This is a genomic window from Campylobacter coli (assembly GCF_009730395.1).
In the GTDB taxonomy this organism is placed as follows: Bacteria; Campylobacterota; Campylobacteria; order Campylobacterales; family Campylobacteraceae; genus Campylobacter_D; species Campylobacter_D coli.
On record NZ_CP046317.1, the window covers coordinates 485,838 to 502,419 of the forward strand.

The window sequence follows — 16,582 nt, forward strand, 5'->3', positions numbered from 1 at the left end:
GAAGCATAAAGCTAGCCATCTCTTTCTACCACCGGTAGTTGAGCTTTATAATTATAAATATTTTTTACTTAGATTGAAATAAAAAAAAGGAATAAAATGAATCTAAACCAAACTTTGCAGGAAAAATATCCACATTTAGAAGTAAGTGTATTAAAGCTTAGTGAAGCTCAAAAGGATAATGAGAGCTTTAGAATAGATTCTGAACCATTTAAAAAATCAAATTTATATACAAATACTAATTTATCATATGAAAAATTATCAAATATTGCAGATATAAATCCTTCAAAAGCTGAAATAAATAATTTTTCAAAAGATGCGATTGTTACTTTTTTGTCAATGCAAAATCTAGGTAGTGGTTTTATACATCATAGAGAACAGGGACAAATTGTAGAATTTGAAAATGGATATACTTATTTTGCAGAAAATGATATTTTGATTGCCAAAATAACGCCTTGTATGGAACATGGCAAATGTGCAATTGCTACGGATTTATACAATGGCATTGGTTTTGGGAGTACAGAATTTAATGTGTTTAGAATTCGTGATCCTAGATTTCTCACAGAGTTTGTATTTTGTTATTTAAATAGGGACTCTATAAGAAAGATAGCCACTGATAATATGGTAGGTACTAGTGGAAGACAAAGAGTGCCAACGGCATTTTATGAGAAACTACCAATCCCCATTCTTCCTATAGAATTTCAGCTAGAAATTCAAAATTTGGTAAAAGATTCTCATAAGGCATTAGAAGAAAGCAAAGAGTTGTATAAAAAAGCAGAGGAAATTTTATATAATGAACTAGGACTTGATCCAAAGAATCCATTGCAAAGTTTACTAAATTCTAAAACAAATAATTCTACAAACTCACCAAATATTTCCATACGCACCCTAAAAGAATCTTTTCTAAAAACAGGAAGGTTGGATAGTGAATATTATCAAAGTAAATATGAAGACATAGAAAAATTTATAAAATCTTATTCAAATGGATATGATAGCTTTTTAAACATTATAAACAATAAAGACACAAATTTTACACCTAAAAACAATGAAAATTATAATTACATAGAACTTGCAAATATAGGCAACAATGGTAATATTAACGAGCCAATTAGTGATTTGGGAAAAAATTTACCCACAAGAGCAAGAAGAATAGTAAGCAATGGAGATGTAATTATTTCAAGTATCGAGGGTAGCCTATCAAGCTGTGCTTTGATTACTCAAGAATTTGACAAGCATTTAGTCTCAACAGGGTTTTTTGTATTAAATTCAAAATTATTAAATAGTGAAACTTTGCTTGTAATGTTTAAAAGTCAAATATTTCAAGAATATTTAAAGAAATTTCCAAGCGGAACAATACTTTGCGCTATAAACAAAGAAGAGTTGTCTAAAATTTTTATCCCTAAAATAGATCCTACAACTCAAGAAAAAATTGCAAAATATATACAAGAAAGTTTTAATTTAAGGAAAAAATCTAAACAATTGTTAGATAATGCAAAAATTAAAGTAGAAGAGCAAATACAAGGAAAAGTATGATTATCAACGGAGAAAAATTTGAGCTTAAAGAGCTTAAATTTATGGATTTTATCAAAGAAAAGGGTTTTAAAATCGAACTTATCGCCTTAGAATTAAATGGAGAGATTATACCTAAAAGTGAATTTGAAAATTTGATTTTAAAAGAAGACGATAAAGCGGAAATCGTGAGTTTTGTAGGGGGTGGCTGATGAGAATTAAATTCAATGGTAAGGAACTAGATATAGAATTTAGCACCAGTTTGGATTTTTTCAAAAGTGTAAGCAAAAATGAAAATGATGTGTGGATTGTCAATGGTTTTGCAACGAAAGAAAATATAAAAATTCACGAAAATGATGAGCTTTTTTGCATAGAAAGAAACACCTTGCCTCCAAAAGATGCTCTAGATGCGATGATGAGGGCAAGACACACTCCAAAACTTCACGATAAGCTTAAAAATGGGCGCGTGGCGGTTTGTGGTTTGGGTGGGCTTGGCTCACATATAGCGATAAATTTGGCAAGAAGCGGTGTGGGGTATTTAAAGCTGATTGATTTTGATGTGGTTGAGCCTAGCAATCTTAACCGCCAAGCTTACCGCGTAAGTGATTTGGGGAAATTTAAAACCGAGGCTTTAAAAGAGCAAATCAGTGAAATAAATCCTTATATCAAAACTGAAATTTGCACCTTAAAAATCGATGAAGAGAATTTACCCGATTTATTTAAAGATATGGATATAGTTTGCGAGGCTTTTGATGGCGCGCTTGCAAAGGCTATGATAGCGCAAAATTTTCATAGATTTTATAAAGATACTACTTTAATCTGTGCTTCAGGACTTGCAGGATATGGCGATAGCAATAGCATACAAACAAGAAAAATCGCTAAAAATTTCTATGTATGCGGGGATTTGGTAAATGGTGCTAAAGTGGGAAATGGACTTATGGCACCGCGTGTAAATATTTGTGCTGGACATCAAAGTAATCTTGTCTTAGAGCTTTTAGCAGATAAGGAGTAAAAAATGCAAGAAAATTTAAAAAATGATAGCTTAAAAATAGGAAAATATGAATTTAAATCAAGATTTATTTTAGGATCAGGAAAGTATTCTTTAGAGCTTATAAAATCAGCCATAGAAGAAGCCAAAGTAGAAATCATCACGCTGGCTTTGCGCCGTGCAAATACGGGTGAGATTGCTAATATACTTGATTATATCCCTAAAAATATAACCCTCTTGCCTAATACTTCAGGAGCTAGAAATGCTGATGAGGCTTTGCGTATCGCAAGACTTTCTAGAGAGCTTGGCTGTGGAGAGCTTATAAAGATAGAGGTTATAGGCGATAGTAAGTATTTGTTGCCTGATAATTATGAAACCATTAAGGCTTGTGAACTTTTAGCAAAAGAAGGCTTTACCCCTTTGCCTTATATGCATGCTGATCTTTATGCGGCTAGAGCTATGCGTGATGCAGGGGCTGCAGCTATCATGCCTTTAGCAGCGCCTATCGGGAGTAATAAAGGCTTGTGTGCTAAGGAATTTATACAAATTTTGCTTAATGAGATCGATTTGCCTATCATTGTAGATGCAGGTATTGGAACTCCTGCGCAAGCGTGCGAGGCTATGCAAATGGGAGTAAGTGCAGTGATGGCAAATACAGCTATAGCTGAAGCAAAGGATATCGCTTTGATGGCAAAAGCATTTTCCTTGGCTATACAGGCTGGAAGAGCGGGTTATCTAGCAGGTTTAGCAAGTGTGAGTGAGGCTAAGGCTAGTTCTCCATTAACAGGCTTTTTAAGGGATTGATCATGCAAGATTATATGCAGTATTTACCCCATATGCAAGAGATAAAAAGTGATATTTTATCTAAGGTTTTAGATGAAATTCAAAATTATGATGAAACAAAATACAGTGCTAAAGAAGTGCAAGAGGCTTTAAATGCTACACATTTGAGCATTGAGAATTTAAAAGCTTTACTTTCAAGTGCGGCTGAAGATTTTATAGAAGAATTAGCTTTTAAGTCGGCTAAAATCAAGCAAAAATATTTTGGGAATTCTATCTCGCTTTTTACTCCACTTTATTTGTCAAATTATTGTAATTCTAAATGCGTTTATTGCGGTTTTCAAAAAGGAAATAAAATCGCAAGAGCCAAGCTGAGTGAAGATGAAATTCATGAAGAAATGCAAGCTATTGCTAAAACGGGTTTGCAAGAAATTTTAATGTTAACAGGCGAAGGAAGAGAGTTTGCAAGCGTAGAATACATCGCAAAGGCTTGCAAGATAGCTAGGCAGTATTTTAAGGTTGTAGGTGTTGAAATTTATCCTATGAATGAGGATGAGTATAAAATTTTGCATGAAAATGGCTGTGATTATGTAACCATTTTTCAAGAAACCTACAATCCTTTAAAGTATTCTAAAATTCATTTAGGGGGTGAAAAGCGTATTTTTCCTTATCGTTTTAATGGGCAAGAAAGAGCTTTAAGAGCGGGTATGCGAGGAGTAGCTTTTGCAGCACTTTTGGGGATTGATGATTTTAGAAAAGATGCACTTGCAACAGCTCTTCATGCGTACTTTTTACAAAAGGCTTATCCGCATGCTGAAATTTCTATTTCAGTACCTCGTTTAAGACCTATTATCAATAATGCTAAAATTCACCCCAAAGATGTAAGCGAAAAACGTCTTTTGCAAGTGCTTTGTGCTTATAGACTTTTTTTGCCTTTTGCAGGTATTACTATATCAAGTCGTGAAAGAGTAGGCTTTAGAGATGAGGTTGTAAAACTTGGAGCGACAAAAATGAGTGCAGGAGTAAGCGTGGGTATAGGAGAGCATAAGGGCGAGAAAAAAGGCGATGGACAATTTGAAATTTCAGATGATCGAGGCGTGGATGAAATTTTAGCTATGCTTAAAAACTCAAATTTGCAAGCTGTGATGAGCGATAGTATTTATGTGGGATAAAAAAATCATTGCTATAAGCGATAGAAAATGCGTCGAGATAGACTTTCTAAAACAAGTAGAAAAGCTTGCTAAATCAGGCATAGATGCTTTTGTGCTTAGAGAGAAGGATTTGAGTGAATTTGAGTATTATGATTTGGCTAAAGAGGTTTTAGCTATTTGTGCTAAACATAAAACAACTTGTTTTTTGCATTTTTTTGATAGAGAGTGTTTAAAGTTAGGACATCGCTATTTTCATATGCCACTTGCTTTGTTAAGGCAAGAGCCAAAGATGAGTAAGTATTTTCATATGATAGGCACTTCAGTGCATAGTAAAGAAGAGCTTTTAGAGGCGATGAATTATGGGGTAAATTATGCTTTTGTAGGTCATATTTTTGAGAGTTCTTGTAAGAAAGATTTAGAGCCAAGGGGGCTTGAATTTTTAAATTCTTTACTTTCTTTTAGCCAAATTCCACTTTATGCTATAGGCGGGATTAATGTACAAAATATTGCAAGCTTTAAAGATATCAATGTAGCTGGTGTTTGTATGCGTGAGGTTTTAATGCGCGAAAAAGATGTGAAAAAATATCTTGTTGAATGTAAAAGAAACTTGCTTTGATAAAGAGTGAAACAATGGAGCAAATTCTTTCCTTGCCACAAGATTTAAAACAATTAAAAGGTGTGGATTATAAAAATTTTAAATCCTGTACTTTTGCAAAATATACCCAAGTAAGCGCCTCACACTCTTCTTTTGTCAATGTAGGCAGCCATCTTTTAACCTTTGTAAGAAAAGGATATAAAATTTTACATACGGCATCAAAAGACTATAAAATCGACTCTTATGAAACCTTATTTTTAAAAGCGGGAAATTATACTTTAAGCAATGTAGGACTTAGTAGCGGTGTTTATGAAGCTTATTTGTTTTTCTTTGATAATGCTTTTTTAATCGAGCTTATTTATAAGTATAAAGATCTTTTTAAACTAGAACAAGCAAGTGAGGAGAGTGAAATTTTTTGGGTAAAAAATGATAAAATTTTACAAGGAATTTTAGAAAGTTTTACCCCGCATTTTGATGAGAATACACAAATTTTAGATCCCATAGTCAGTCTTAAATTTGAAGAGATTTTTTTGCATTTACTTTTAAATAAAAATACTTATTTCATAGGCTTTTTAGCTGGAATTTTAAAAGAATTTCGTTTAGATCTTTCGCAGCTTTTTGAGTATTGTGGGAGAGAATTTGTAAGCGTGAGCGAAATGGCTGATTTTGCAAAGCTTGATTTTGCTACTTTTTCTAGAGAATTTAAAAAATGCTTCGGGCAAAGTCCTAAAAAATGGCTAGATGAAAAAAGATTGCAAAAAGCTAAAGTTTTGCTTGAATTTTCTAAAAAAAATGTAAATGAAATAGCTAATGAATGTGCTTTTTCTTCAGTGGCTTGGTTTATCGAGAGATTTAAAGAAAAATACAATCAAACCCCTAAGCAATATCAAAAATCAAAAAACTTGTATTTTTTATCAAAAAACTAGCACACTTTTTCTATCTAAATCAATATAATCAGCATAAATATTTTTAACAAAAGGAGAAAAGTATGAAAAAATATGTTTTAAGTTTAGCGCTTGTTGGAGCAAGTTTGCTTGGAGCAAGCGAGTTGAAATATCAAGAATTTGATGGCTTTAAAAGCCCTGAAAGTATTTTTGTAGATAAAAATTCTGTATATGTATCTAATGTAGGTGAAAAACTTGAGCCTTTGGCAAAAGACAATGATGGTTTTATCTCTAAGCTTGATAAAAATGGCAAAGTGCTTGAGCATAAATTTATAAGCAATCTAAATGCCCCAAAAGGTATGATGGAAGTTGTAAATACACTTTATGTGGTGGATATTGATGTGGTGCGTGGTTTTGATTTGAAAAGCAAAAAAGAAGTGTTTAATTTGCCTATAAAGGGTGCAATTTTTCTAAATGCTATCGAAAAACTAAATGACGATACACTTTTGGTAAGCGATACAGGCACAGGACTTGTTTTAAAAGTGGATTTAAAAGCGAAAAAATATGATGAGTTATTAAAACTTGATATCGCTAAATTTGGCGGTCCTAATGGACTTTACTTAGATAGAAAAAATGATAAGCTTTTTATAGCAGGATATCATCCAGATGGTGCTAGTGGCGGTGTTGTGATGAGTTATGATTTAAATGACAAAAAACTAAGCGTGATTAAAAATGAAAAAGAAGCTTATGATGGAATCGTTCCTTATGAAAATGCCTTGCTTGTAAGTTCTTGGGGTGAAAATTTAAACGGGGTGATTTATCGTTTAGAAGATGATAAAGCATTAAAGCTTGATTTGCCTTCTATCAAAGGTCCTGCAGATATCTTTATAGAGGGTGATACTTTATGGATTCCTAAGATGGTAGAAGGTAAAATACTTAAAGTAGAACTTAAAAATTAAGGATTTAATGCTTTCTTTTAGAAAAATTTTTTGGTTAAATGTTGCTATTGTCATAATTGTAGCATTTAACCTTAGGGCTCCTATTACTGCGATAGGACCCATGATCGATATTATCCAAGATGAGTATAATCTTAATTCCACTCTTGCAGGTGTGCTTACTAGCCTTCCTTTGATAGCTTTTGGTAGCATTTCTTTTATAGTGGGTTATTTTTCTCCTATTCGTGCGATTATTGTTGGAATTTTTCTTATTTTTATCGCAGAACTTATTCGTTCTTATTTAGGTGTTTATGGTTTATTTTTAGGAATGCTTGGTATAGGTTGTGGTATAGCTATTGCCAATGTGTTATTGCCAAGTTTTATTAAGGAAAAATTTCCTAAAAAAATGGCAAGTATGATGGGAATTTATAGTCTTGTTTTAAGCATTTCTTCTATAGCAGGAATTGCTTTATCTATGCCTTTGTTAAATATATTTGATTTAGCGGGTGCTATGGTTTTTTGGTCGGTTTTTTCTTTTATTGCCTTAATGATTTATTATCCCCAAGCTAAAAATGGCCGCTTTTTTCGTACCAAGAAAAAAGAGAGTAAAAAAATCAATCTTTTAAAAAATCCAACCACTTGGAAAATCACTCTTTTTATGGGTTTTCAAAGTTTTTTGGCTTATTCTTTGTTTTTTTGGTATGTGCAAATAATCGTAGAAAAAGGCTATGATAAAGATTTTGCAACCAATATAGTACTTTTTTCTCAACTTGTAGCCGCTCCAATCTCTCTTTTTGGTCCCTTGCTTTTAGGAAAACTTAAAAAGAGTTTACATACGCCTTATATAGCTATATTGTGCGCGATGTATGCGGTATCTTTTGGAATTTTACTTGCATTTGATACTCGGTTTATGATTATGCTTGCTGCATTTATTGTGGGGTTTCCTTGGGGTGGTGTTTTTGGCATCGCTTTGCTTTTTATCGCTCAAAAAAGTTCTAATGCAAAAATAGCTGCAAGACTTTCGGCTTTTGCTCAAGGGTTTGGATATTTAATCGCAGCGCAAGGGCAATGGATCATAGGATTTTTCCATGATATGTTTGGAAATTTTACAAGCTCTATTTGTATACTTTTTATCGTGGGCATACTTGTTAATATTTTTGGATATTTAGCCTATAAAAGCAAAGTTATTTGATAAGCTTTAATGCCTTTTCAAGCAAAATATCTGCACCATTTTTTTGTGCCATATCTTTAAGCCTTGTAGAAATATCTTCTAAATTTAGCTTGAATATAGCTTTTAAAATTTCATCAGGATAGGTGTTATTTTGCATAAAAATTTGACATAAAGCTTTATCTTGTAAAAATTTAGCATTAAAATACTGATGATTTTTAGCAGCGTGAGGGTAGGGTATGAAAATACTTGGTAGAGTATTGGCACAAAGTTCAAAAAGTGTGCTTGCACCCGCTCGCGAAATAGCCAAATCTGCATTTTGCATTTTTTCTTCTAAATGAGGGCTAAAGTCAAATACATCAGCTTGTATATTTAAGTCTTTATAAGCTTGTTGATACTTTTCAAGCTCGTTTTTTCCGCATTGATGAATGATATTAATGCCTTTTTTTTGAAGTTCTGGAGCTAGGTTTAAGGCTAAGTCGTTTATGAATTTAGCTCCTTGGGATCCGCCTAGAAAAATGATATTTTTTAATTCTTTGCGAATTCTTGCTTTTTCAAAAAATTTATCTGCCACAGGGTAGGGTACGATTTCTTTTTCAAAAGCGCTATAAAATTGCTTAGCAAAAGGCTTTAAAAGTTTATTTAAAGAACCGCTTTTTGAATTTTGCTCGTGAATAAATAAAGGCAAGTGTGAAAACAAAGCAGCAAAAGAAGCAGGAGCAGCACTGTATCCTCCTACGCTAAAAACCGCTTTGATATCATAATCTTTAAAGATTTGCTTACATTCTTTACTAAGCTTGAATGTGTGGAGTAAGGAATTGATTTTTCCAAGTTTGTTTTGATTGACAACCCCACGAGAACTTAAAAAGAATTTCGCTTTAAAACGAGTTTCGCTTTCAAACCAAGCTCTATCTTGACCATTTTGACTTCCTATATAAACACACTCTATGTTTTTTTTAATCGCACTTTCTAGTAAACATCGCACAATGGCTAGGTGTCCACCCGTTCCGCCACCTGTTAGAACTATTGTCATAATTTAACCTTTTTTGAAATCATTAAAACATATCCAATTCCTATACAAATTGCCCACATTGAACTTCCCCCATAGCTTAAAAGAGGTACTGCAACCCCTTTTAAAGGCGTAAGAGAAATGATACCAAAGGCATTCATAAAGAATGAAAAGAGTAAAAGCAAAGCAATGCCTGAACAAAATATAAAATCTTGTTTTTCTTCACATCTTCCTGCAATTCTAAAAATTCTTAAAATCATCCAAAGATAAATAAAACAAATAAGCCCCAAGCCAAAAAGTCCTATCTCTTCTGTGATGCCTGAAAGAACGAAGTCAGTATGCACCTCACTTAAAAAACCAAGTTTAAAAGTACCTAGCCCAAGTCCTTCACCAAATAACCCTCCATGAGCTATGGCATTTAAGGAGTGTGAAATTTGATAAGGCTCGCTATTGCCACTTACCCTTAAAGCATCTGCCATCCAATCAGGAAGCATAGGCAAGAAAGCATCTTGTATATTTCCCCACCAAGAAGCTATCCTTTGGATACGCCTTTGATTGCTAAAAATTACCATGATTCCTATCATCATAATGATTAAAATTCCAAAGGCAAAAAGTCTTTTGCTAGCACCTGCAAAAAAAGCTAGAGCTAAAATTAAAAAGAAAGAAATAACGCTTTGCCCTAAATCATTTTGTGTGATGTAAATATAGCCTATCACGATAGAAGCTAAAATACAATAAGGCAAGAGAATTAAAGCTTCATGCTTAATCGCTTTTTTGCTATCATCAATGCGTCTTGTATAACTCCAAGCTAAAAAATAAATCAGTCCTATTTTAAAAAATTCCACAGGTGAAATAGAAAGAGGTCCTAAGCGAATCCAACGCTTTGCGCCTCCACTAGCAGTCGCCAAAGCAGAGGGTAAAAAAGGCAGGATAATAATACATATAAAAGAGCCTATAAGTATGGCTAGGATAATTCTTTTAGCAAGTATTTTATCAGGATCAAGACGAGAAATAAAAAACATGATTAATATACCGCTAAGCCCAAAAAAGAGTTGGCGTATAAAAAAGTGAAATTCATTATAATCAAAAAAAAGCACAGTAAAAACAGTAAGAGAATATGAAAATACTATACCTATGCTTATTAAAATGCAACTTAAATAAAATAATTTTTTATCGGCAATCATGTAAAATTGTAATTTTTCTTTCGGAATAATTTAAAAGTTTATTATAACTAAAATAAATTAAATTTTTTGCTAAGTTTTTGTAAGGATATTTTGCTAGAATATGAGTATGTAAATAAAATTTATAAAGGCAAATTATGGTACAAATTCATAAGATTCTTATAGCAAATCGTGCTGAAATAGCTGTCCGTGTAATCCGTGCTTGTAGGGATTTACATATTAAAAGTGTTGCGGTTTTTACAGAACCTGATCGTGAGTGTTTGCATGTAAAAATTGCCGATGAAGCTTATCGCATAGGCACAGATGCTATAAGGGGTTATTTGGATGTAGGAAGAATTATAGAAATTGCTAAAGCTTGTGGGGCTGATGCTATACATCCTGGTTATGGATTTTTAAGTGAAAATTATGATTTTGCTAAAGCTTGTGAGGAAGCAGGAATTATTTTTATAGGTCCAAAATCTGAAGTTATCCACAAAATGGGAAATAAAAACATAGCTCGTAAATTAATGGCTCAAAATGGGATTCCTATCGTTCCAGGAACAGAAAAATTAAATGCTTATAGCATGGATGAAATCAAAGTATTTGCAGAAAAAATAGGCTATCCTGTGATTTTAAAGGCTTCAGGAGGTGGTGGCGGACGAGGAATTCGCGTCGTTCATAAAGAAGAAGAATTAGAAAATGCTTTTGATTCGTGTAAAAGAGAAGCATTGACTTATTTTAACAATGATGAAGTATTTATGGAAAAATATGTAGTCAATCCTCGCCATATAGAATTTCAAATTTTAGGGGATAATTATGGAAATATTATCCATCTTTGCGAAAGGGATTGTTCTATTCAAAGAAGACATCAAAAAGTGATCGAAATCGCACCTTGTCCTGGAATTTCAGACAATCTAAGAAAAACTATGGGTGTTACTGCTGTGGCTGCTGCTAAGGCTGTTGGCTATACAAATGCGGGGACTATAGAATTTTTACTTGATGATTATAACCGCTTTTATTTTATGGAAATGAATACAAGAATTCAAGTAGAACATCCTGTAACTGAAGAAATTACGGGTGTGGATTTGATCGTGCGTCAAATTCGTATCGCAGGCGGGGAAATTTTAGATCTAGAACAAAGTGATATCAAGCCAAGAGGTTTTGCTATAGAAGCAAGGATTACGGCTGAAAATGTATGGAAAAATTTCATTCCAAGTCCAGGTAAGATAGGGGAGTATTATCCAGCACTTGGACCATCTGTAAGGGTGGACAGTCATATTTATAAAGATTATACCGTGCCTCCTTATTATGATTCTATGCTTGCAAAATTAATCATAAAAGCTACAAGTTATGATTTAGCGGTTAATAAACTTGAAAGAGCTTTGAAAGAATTTACCATAGATATTAGAACAACTATACCATTTTTGATCGCGATTACTAAAACAAGAGAATTTAGAAGAGGGTATTTTGACACTTCTTTCATAGAAACTCATATGCAAGAATTATTAGAAAATACCGAAGATCGCCATCAAGATAATAAAGAAGAAGTTATCGCTGCAATCGCAGCTACTTTAAAGAAAATACGCGAAAGTAGAGAATAATGGATTTTTTTGATAGTCTTAAGAGCATAAAAAAAGAAATGCAAACTCATTCTAAGGAGCAAAAAAGCCCTAAAAATTCAAATAAAAAGGATATGAAGCATTTTAATGAAGAGATAAAAACACAGCCACCAGAAATGAACTTAGATAAAGAAATGCAAGAAGTTTTTTTAAAACAAGAGAAATTACAGGATGAGTTTTTGGAATTTATTAAAAATGCAGATATTAAGAAAATTTAATGCTAGAAATTGGTTTTTGTACTCTTGAAGACGAATGTCCTTATCTAAAAGATAGGCGTTCTAGGATAGAGTACAAATATATAGAAAATTGCTCTAAGGAAATTAATAGCGAGCTTATCAGGCGTGGCTGGCGTCGTTTTGGTAGGTATTTTTCTCGTCCTATTTGCAAGGATTGCAAAGAATGTTTAAGCCTTAGAATTTTAGTAGACGAATATCAATTTTCGCGCAGCGAAAGAAGAGTGATCAATAAAAACACAAATACCAAAATCATATTAAGAAAACCTTTACTAAGTAATGAACATTTGTTTTTGTATGATAAATATCACCGCTTTATGGAAGAGAAAAAAACTTGGAAAAGATATGATTTAAATTTCAGACAATATTACAATCTTTATGTTGATGGATTTATGAATTTTGGCTATGAGCTTGCTTTTTATGTGGAGGATAAGCTTGTTTGTGTGGATTTAATCGATTGGCTTGAAGATGGAATTTCTAGTATTTATTGCTTTTATGATCCAGATTTTTCTCATCTTTCTTTGGGTAAATTTTCTTTACTTAGCGAAATAAAGATAGCCAAAAAAGAAAAATTAAAATATATTTATTTGGGATATTTTGTAAAAAAGTGTCAATCTTTATCGTATAAAGCCGATTATACACCCAATGAAATTTTAAAAGGCACAAAAGAGCTTTTTGAGAATGAGATTTTATGGGAGAGATGAGATGCAGATCGTGCAAACTTTAGAAACTATCAATGTTAATACCGATGATATTAATGTTTTTCAGTATTTTAAAGACTTAATTACCAAAAATTTCACAAAGGTAGTAGGGCGTAAAAATAAAATTTTTTCTTTTTTTGAAGAAAATGAAATTCCACAGCGCCGTTATTTCTTAAAAGTTTTAGATCAAAAATATCGTAAAAGCACAAATGAAGGTATAGAGAATTTACAAGATGCTCATTTTAAAACTTTTAGATTAATTTTTGAGCAAAATAATATGCTTAAGCCTATGTTGTTTATCAAGATTGATTTTGTTGCGGGTAGAATTTTGATGAAGTTAAGCTCTAATGAAAAATTATTTATTACTTATATAAGAAATTATTTTCAAGATCATAATATAGAATATAATGAAATGACAAATATTCTAATTTTAGAATATAAAAACGAGAATACCCTTGAACTTTTTGAAGCTTTTGCAAATGAGAGCGAGCATTTAAAATATTGCGTGAATTTTGAAGTTGACCGCGAAGAGTATAAAAAATTTCGCCAAAATATTCACAATAAAGAAAATATGAAATGGAAATTTAATGCTTTAGCTAAGCTTTTTAGTAATTATTTTAATACTTTAGAATGCACTCCGCAAAATGATCTTAGTGAAATCAGACAAAAATATTTGATTTTGGTAAAACTTTATCATCCTGATTTTCATCAAGGAAAAAGTGCAATAGAAAAAGCTTACGCAAGAGAACAGTTTGAAAAAATACAAATCGCCTATGATAACTTAAAAGCACTTTATAAGAATAATATTTAAAAAAATTAAATTAATCATTTTGGTTAATTTAATTTTTCTCTCTCATAAATTTTTCTTAATTTGCTATCTAGTTTAAAACAAAATTTAAAAAGTGCAGGTACTACGAGTAAGGTAAGCAAAGTCGAACTTATAAGTCCAAAGATAATGGCTATTGCCATAGGAGAATTAGCTTCATAGCCCGCACCCCTTGAAAGAGCAAGTGGGAGCATAGCAAAAATCATAGCAAAAGTTGTCATCAATATAGCCCTTAAGCGCGATTTTCCAGCGATTAAAAGAGCTTTATCGGGATCTAAACCTTCATGGCATTTTTTATTAGCTACATCTACGAGTAAAATAGCATTTTTCCCTACCATACCAAAAAGTAAGATGATGGCAATAAGTACAAAAAGTGAAAAATTATGCCCTGTGATAAAAAGCCCTATAGAAGCTCCGCCAAAGGCTAAAGGCATGGTTATCATGATGATTAAAGGCAGAATAAAACTTTCATAAAGTGCGGCTAAAACAAGATAAATTAAAACAAAAGCAAGTGCTACTGCCATAGCAAAACCTTGCACGGTTTCACCTAAAAGATTGATAAAGCCTGAAAAAGCATAGCTAAGACTTGGATTGTTATTTAAAATTTTATCCATATTATCTAGTAAAAGTTTTTGCACCGCTCCTAAGGAAAGATCATTCACTCCAGCTGTGATTTTCACAGAGCGGTTTTTATTGTAACGATTGATAGTTTTTAAATCTTTACTGTATATAAAATCCACCACGCTTGAAAGTTCTAAATTTATACCTTGGTTGTTTTTAATGCTAATGCGCTTTAAAGCTTCTATGTCTTTTTTAAATTCTGGAGCAAAACTTAGGATAATATCATCTTTTGAATTGCCTCTATCCATGCTTCCTACGCTAAGTTGCGAGAAAGAATACCCTAAAACCCCAGCGATATATTGAGGATTGACATCTAAAAGTTTGGCTTTTTCTTTGTTGATGTGTAAGGCTACTTCATCTTTTGTAGCATTAGCATTATCACTTATATCTACAATGCGTGCATTAGTACCTAAAATTTCTTTTGCCTGAGAAGCAGCTTCTTTTAGAGTGTTTAAATCATCTCCTAAGATTAAAAATTGCACGGGATCATCAATGCCTGCACCCTCTATCTTTGGAAGTTCTAAAATTTTGATTTTTAAACTTTCATCTTGAAATTTTTGACGATATAAACTTACTATGGCACTTTGTCTTAAATTTCTTTCGTCTAAATTTTTAAGTTTAACATAAATTTTAGCCTTTGTAGCATCTTTGGCATCATCATAGCCTACAAGTAAAAAAGCGTATTTGACATTGCTATCATTTTTGATTTTTTCAAGCAAATTTAAACTTTTTTCTTTCATGGCTTCTAAACTTAAATCCTTTTTGCTTTCAAGCAAAACTTGAATTTCACTATCATCTTCCATAGGTAAAAAATCAAGCCCTATGCGAGTGGCTAAAGCAAAAGAAAACCCTATAAAAACAAGAGTGGCTAGGATAAATTTTACTTTATTTTGTAAAATTTTATAGAGTAAATTTTCATACTTTTGCTCTATTTTTTCAAAAAAAGCTTCTGTTTTTTCATAAAACTTGTTTTCTTTTGGATTTAAAAATCTTGCCCCAATACTAGGTATTAAAAATACAGAAACCAAAAAGCTTATAACTATCCCACTTGCAACGCTTATGCCTAAGGCATTGAAAAAAAGCCCTGATATAGAGTTCATATAAGAAATAGGGATAAAAACACAAAGTAAAACTATACTTATGCTTAAAACGCTAAAACCTATTTCATTGATACCTAAAAAAGCAGCTTGTAAAGGCGGATAAGTTTTTAGTTTTTTAGCAATATTTTCAATCACTACTATAGCATCATCGATAAAAATTCCTATGCTTAAGGTTAAAGCTATAAAAGTTAAGCGGTTTAAATCATAGCCTAAAAGATCGATAATAAAAAAAGTTGAAATGATAGAAGTAGGTATAGCTATGCAAGCAATGAGAGTTGCACTTAAATTTCTTAAAAATAAAAACACGATAACAAGGGTTAGAAAAATCCCCAAAACCATATCAAAAATCACTTGAGAAAGGTGCTTGTGGATATTTAAGCTTTTATCATAAAGCATATTAATGCTTATATCTTTTGGAATTTGTTTTTCTAAAATAGGCAAGGCATTTTTGACATTTTTAATCATTTCAAGGGTGTTATAATTTGTGATTTTTCCGAGTTCTAAAAGCACCCCTTCTTTACCTTCGTATAAAGCACTTTGTTTTTCATCTTCATAAAGGCTTGAAATATTAGCAATATCACTTAAAAATACTCCTGTTTTTATGCGAAGATTGCTAAGTTCTTCTAAATTTGTGGCTTCAAAATAGCCTTTGATGATATAGTTATCTTGATTGTTGTTAAGTTCACCTAGGGCTTGTTTAAAATTTTGACTTTTGATGATATTTGCTACATCAAGGGCGTTAAGATTGTATTTTCTAAGTTCGTTTGGTTTTAATTCTATGCGAATTTGGGGTTCTAAAAACCCCTTAGCTTCGATTTTTCCTACCCCATCAATCCTTTGCAAAAAAGGCTTGATTTTATCATTAATTTCACGCATGAGTTGTAATTTATCTTTAGAATATAGAAAAAGTGAAATAGCAGAACCAGAATCTGAACTGATTTTTTCAATTTCAGGCTTAGAAGGTAGGCTTAAAGTTCCTATTTTATCACGCACATCATTGGCAGCTACTTCAAGATTTTTACCCAGTTTAAACTCAACTACACTTACACTAAAATTATCATATGCAGTTGAGGTTATGGTCTTTACTCCATCGATTTCACTTAAAGCATTTTCTATTTCTTTAGTGACTTTTGATTCTACGAAATTTAAATCCCCATTTATCTTGCTTGTGATTTTTATAAGAGGTATGGAAACATTAGGAAATAAATTTACACTCATGCTAAAAGCAGAGATTAGCCCAAAAATCATAAGAGCTAAGAAAAACATTAGCACGGTAATAGGTCGGTTTATAGCTAGTTTAAACATT

At 32.2% G+C, this 16,582-nt stretch carries 16 protein-coding genes; 13 read left to right on the forward strand and 3 right to left on the reverse strand.

Annotated features, from left to right (window positions below; translation table 11 throughout):
• The first annotated feature begins 96 nt into the window (after nucleotides 1-96).
• The 9 genes from FOC43_RS02420 to FOC43_RS02460 all read left to right on the forward strand — a co-directional run bounded on the left by FOC43_RS02420 (nucleotide 97) and on the right by FOC43_RS02460 (nucleotide 8,031).
• A complete protein-coding gene (locus FOC43_RS02420) occupies nucleotides 97-1,530 on the forward strand; it encodes a restriction endonuclease subunit S (protein WP_004283997.1) in 1,434 nt (477 codons plus the stop codon).
• Entirely contained in the window at nucleotides 1,527-1,718 is a 192-nt protein-coding gene (thiS, locus tag FOC43_RS02425; protein ID WP_004283998.1) for a sulfur carrier protein ThiS, read from the forward strand. Before FOC43_RS02420 ends, thiS begins: the two co-directional genes overlap by 4 nt.
• A complete protein-coding gene (gene thiF, locus FOC43_RS02430) occupies nucleotides 1,715-2,518 on the forward strand; it encodes a thiamine biosynthesis protein ThiF (protein WP_141043481.1) in 804 nt (267 codons plus the stop codon). The genes thiS and thiF overlap by 4 nt, the downstream gene beginning before the upstream one ends.
• A 3-nt stretch (nucleotides 2,519-2,521) precedes the next feature.
• Nucleotides 2,522-3,298, forward strand: a complete 777-nt coding sequence (locus FOC43_RS02435) for a thiazole synthase (protein ID WP_004284002.1) — start codon at nucleotides 2,522-2,524, stop codon at nucleotides 3,296-3,298.
• Between the two features lie 2 nt (nucleotides 3,299-3,300).
• Nucleotides 3,301-4,446: a 2-iminoacetate synthase ThiH gene (gene thiH, locus FOC43_RS02440; protein WP_004284004.1), complete on the forward strand. Its 1,146-nt coding sequence runs from the start codon at nucleotides 3,301-3,303 to the stop codon at nucleotides 4,444-4,446.
• Nucleotides 4,436-5,041: a thiamine phosphate synthase gene (locus FOC43_RS02445; protein ID WP_002780305.1), complete on the forward strand. Its 606-nt coding sequence runs from the start codon at nucleotides 4,436-4,438 to the stop codon at nucleotides 5,039-5,041. The genes thiH and FOC43_RS02445 overlap by 11 nt, the downstream gene beginning before the upstream one ends.
• A 14-nt stretch (nucleotides 5,042-5,055) precedes the next feature.
• Nucleotides 5,056-5,946, forward strand: a complete 891-nt coding sequence (locus tag FOC43_RS02450; RefSeq protein WP_002779082.1) for a helix-turn-helix domain-containing protein — start codon at nucleotides 5,056-5,058, stop codon at nucleotides 5,944-5,946.
• A gap of 62 nt (nucleotides 5,947-6,008) precedes the next feature.
• Nucleotides 6,009-6,863, forward strand: a complete 855-nt coding sequence (locus FOC43_RS02455; protein ID WP_002797142.1) for a YncE family protein — start codon at nucleotides 6,009-6,011, stop codon at nucleotides 6,861-6,863.
• A 7-nt stretch (nucleotides 6,864-6,870) separates the two neighbouring features.
• Complete coding sequence (locus FOC43_RS02460; protein WP_002779078.1) at nucleotides 6,871-8,031, forward strand: MFS transporter; 1,161 nt, start codon at nucleotides 6,871-6,873, stop codon at nucleotides 8,029-8,031.
• Here the strand turns inward: FOC43_RS02460 and murG are convergent.
• Nucleotides 8,024-9,040 (reverse strand): undecaprenyldiphospho-muramoylpentapeptide beta-N-acetylglucosaminyltransferase, encoded by a 1,017-nt coding sequence (murG, locus tag FOC43_RS02465; protein ID WP_002780313.1) that lies wholly within the window; start codon nucleotides 9,038-9,040, stop codon nucleotides 8,024-8,026. The genes FOC43_RS02460 and murG overlap by 8 nt on opposite strands.
• A complete protein-coding gene (gene ftsW / locus FOC43_RS02470; protein WP_002779074.1) occupies nucleotides 9,037-10,200 on the reverse strand; it encodes a putative lipid II flippase FtsW in 1,164 nt (387 codons plus the stop codon). The genes murG and ftsW overlap by 4 nt, the downstream gene beginning before the upstream one ends.
• Before the next feature lie 134 nt (nucleotides 10,201-10,334).
• Here ftsW and FOC43_RS02475 point away from each other — a divergent pair, with 134 nt between their 5' ends.
• The 4 genes from FOC43_RS02475 to FOC43_RS02490 are packed head-to-tail and all read left to right on the forward strand — an operon-like array spanning nucleotide 10,335 to nucleotide 13,540.
• Nucleotides 10,335-11,777: an acetyl-CoA carboxylase subunit A gene (locus FOC43_RS02475; protein WP_002779072.1), complete on the forward strand. Its 1,443-nt coding sequence runs from the start codon at nucleotides 10,335-10,337 to the stop codon at nucleotides 11,775-11,777.
• A complete protein-coding gene (locus FOC43_RS02480; RefSeq protein WP_002780315.1) occupies nucleotides 11,777-12,013 on the forward strand; it encodes a hypothetical protein in 237 nt (78 codons plus the stop codon). The genes FOC43_RS02475 and FOC43_RS02480 overlap by 1 nt, the downstream gene beginning before the upstream one ends.
• Nucleotides 12,013-12,732, forward strand: a complete 720-nt coding sequence (locus FOC43_RS02485) for an arginyltransferase (RefSeq protein WP_002779070.1) — start codon at nucleotides 12,013-12,015, stop codon at nucleotides 12,730-12,732. The genes FOC43_RS02480 and FOC43_RS02485 overlap by 1 nt, the downstream gene beginning before the upstream one ends.
• Nucleotide 12,733: 1 nt before the next feature.
• Nucleotides 12,734-13,540: an adenylosuccinate lyase gene (locus tag FOC43_RS02490; RefSeq protein WP_031263868.1), complete on the forward strand. Its 807-nt coding sequence runs from the start codon at nucleotides 12,734-12,736 to the stop codon at nucleotides 13,538-13,540.
• Between the two features lie 23 nt (nucleotides 13,541-13,563).
• On the opposite strand, the gene cmeF is transcribed toward FOC43_RS02490, so the two are convergent.
• Entirely contained in the window at nucleotides 13,564-16,581 is a 3,018-nt protein-coding gene (cmeF, locus tag FOC43_RS02495) for a multidrug efflux RND transporter permease subunit CmeF (RefSeq protein ID WP_002779068.1), read from the reverse strand.
• Nucleotide 16,582: the final 1 nt, after the last annotated feature.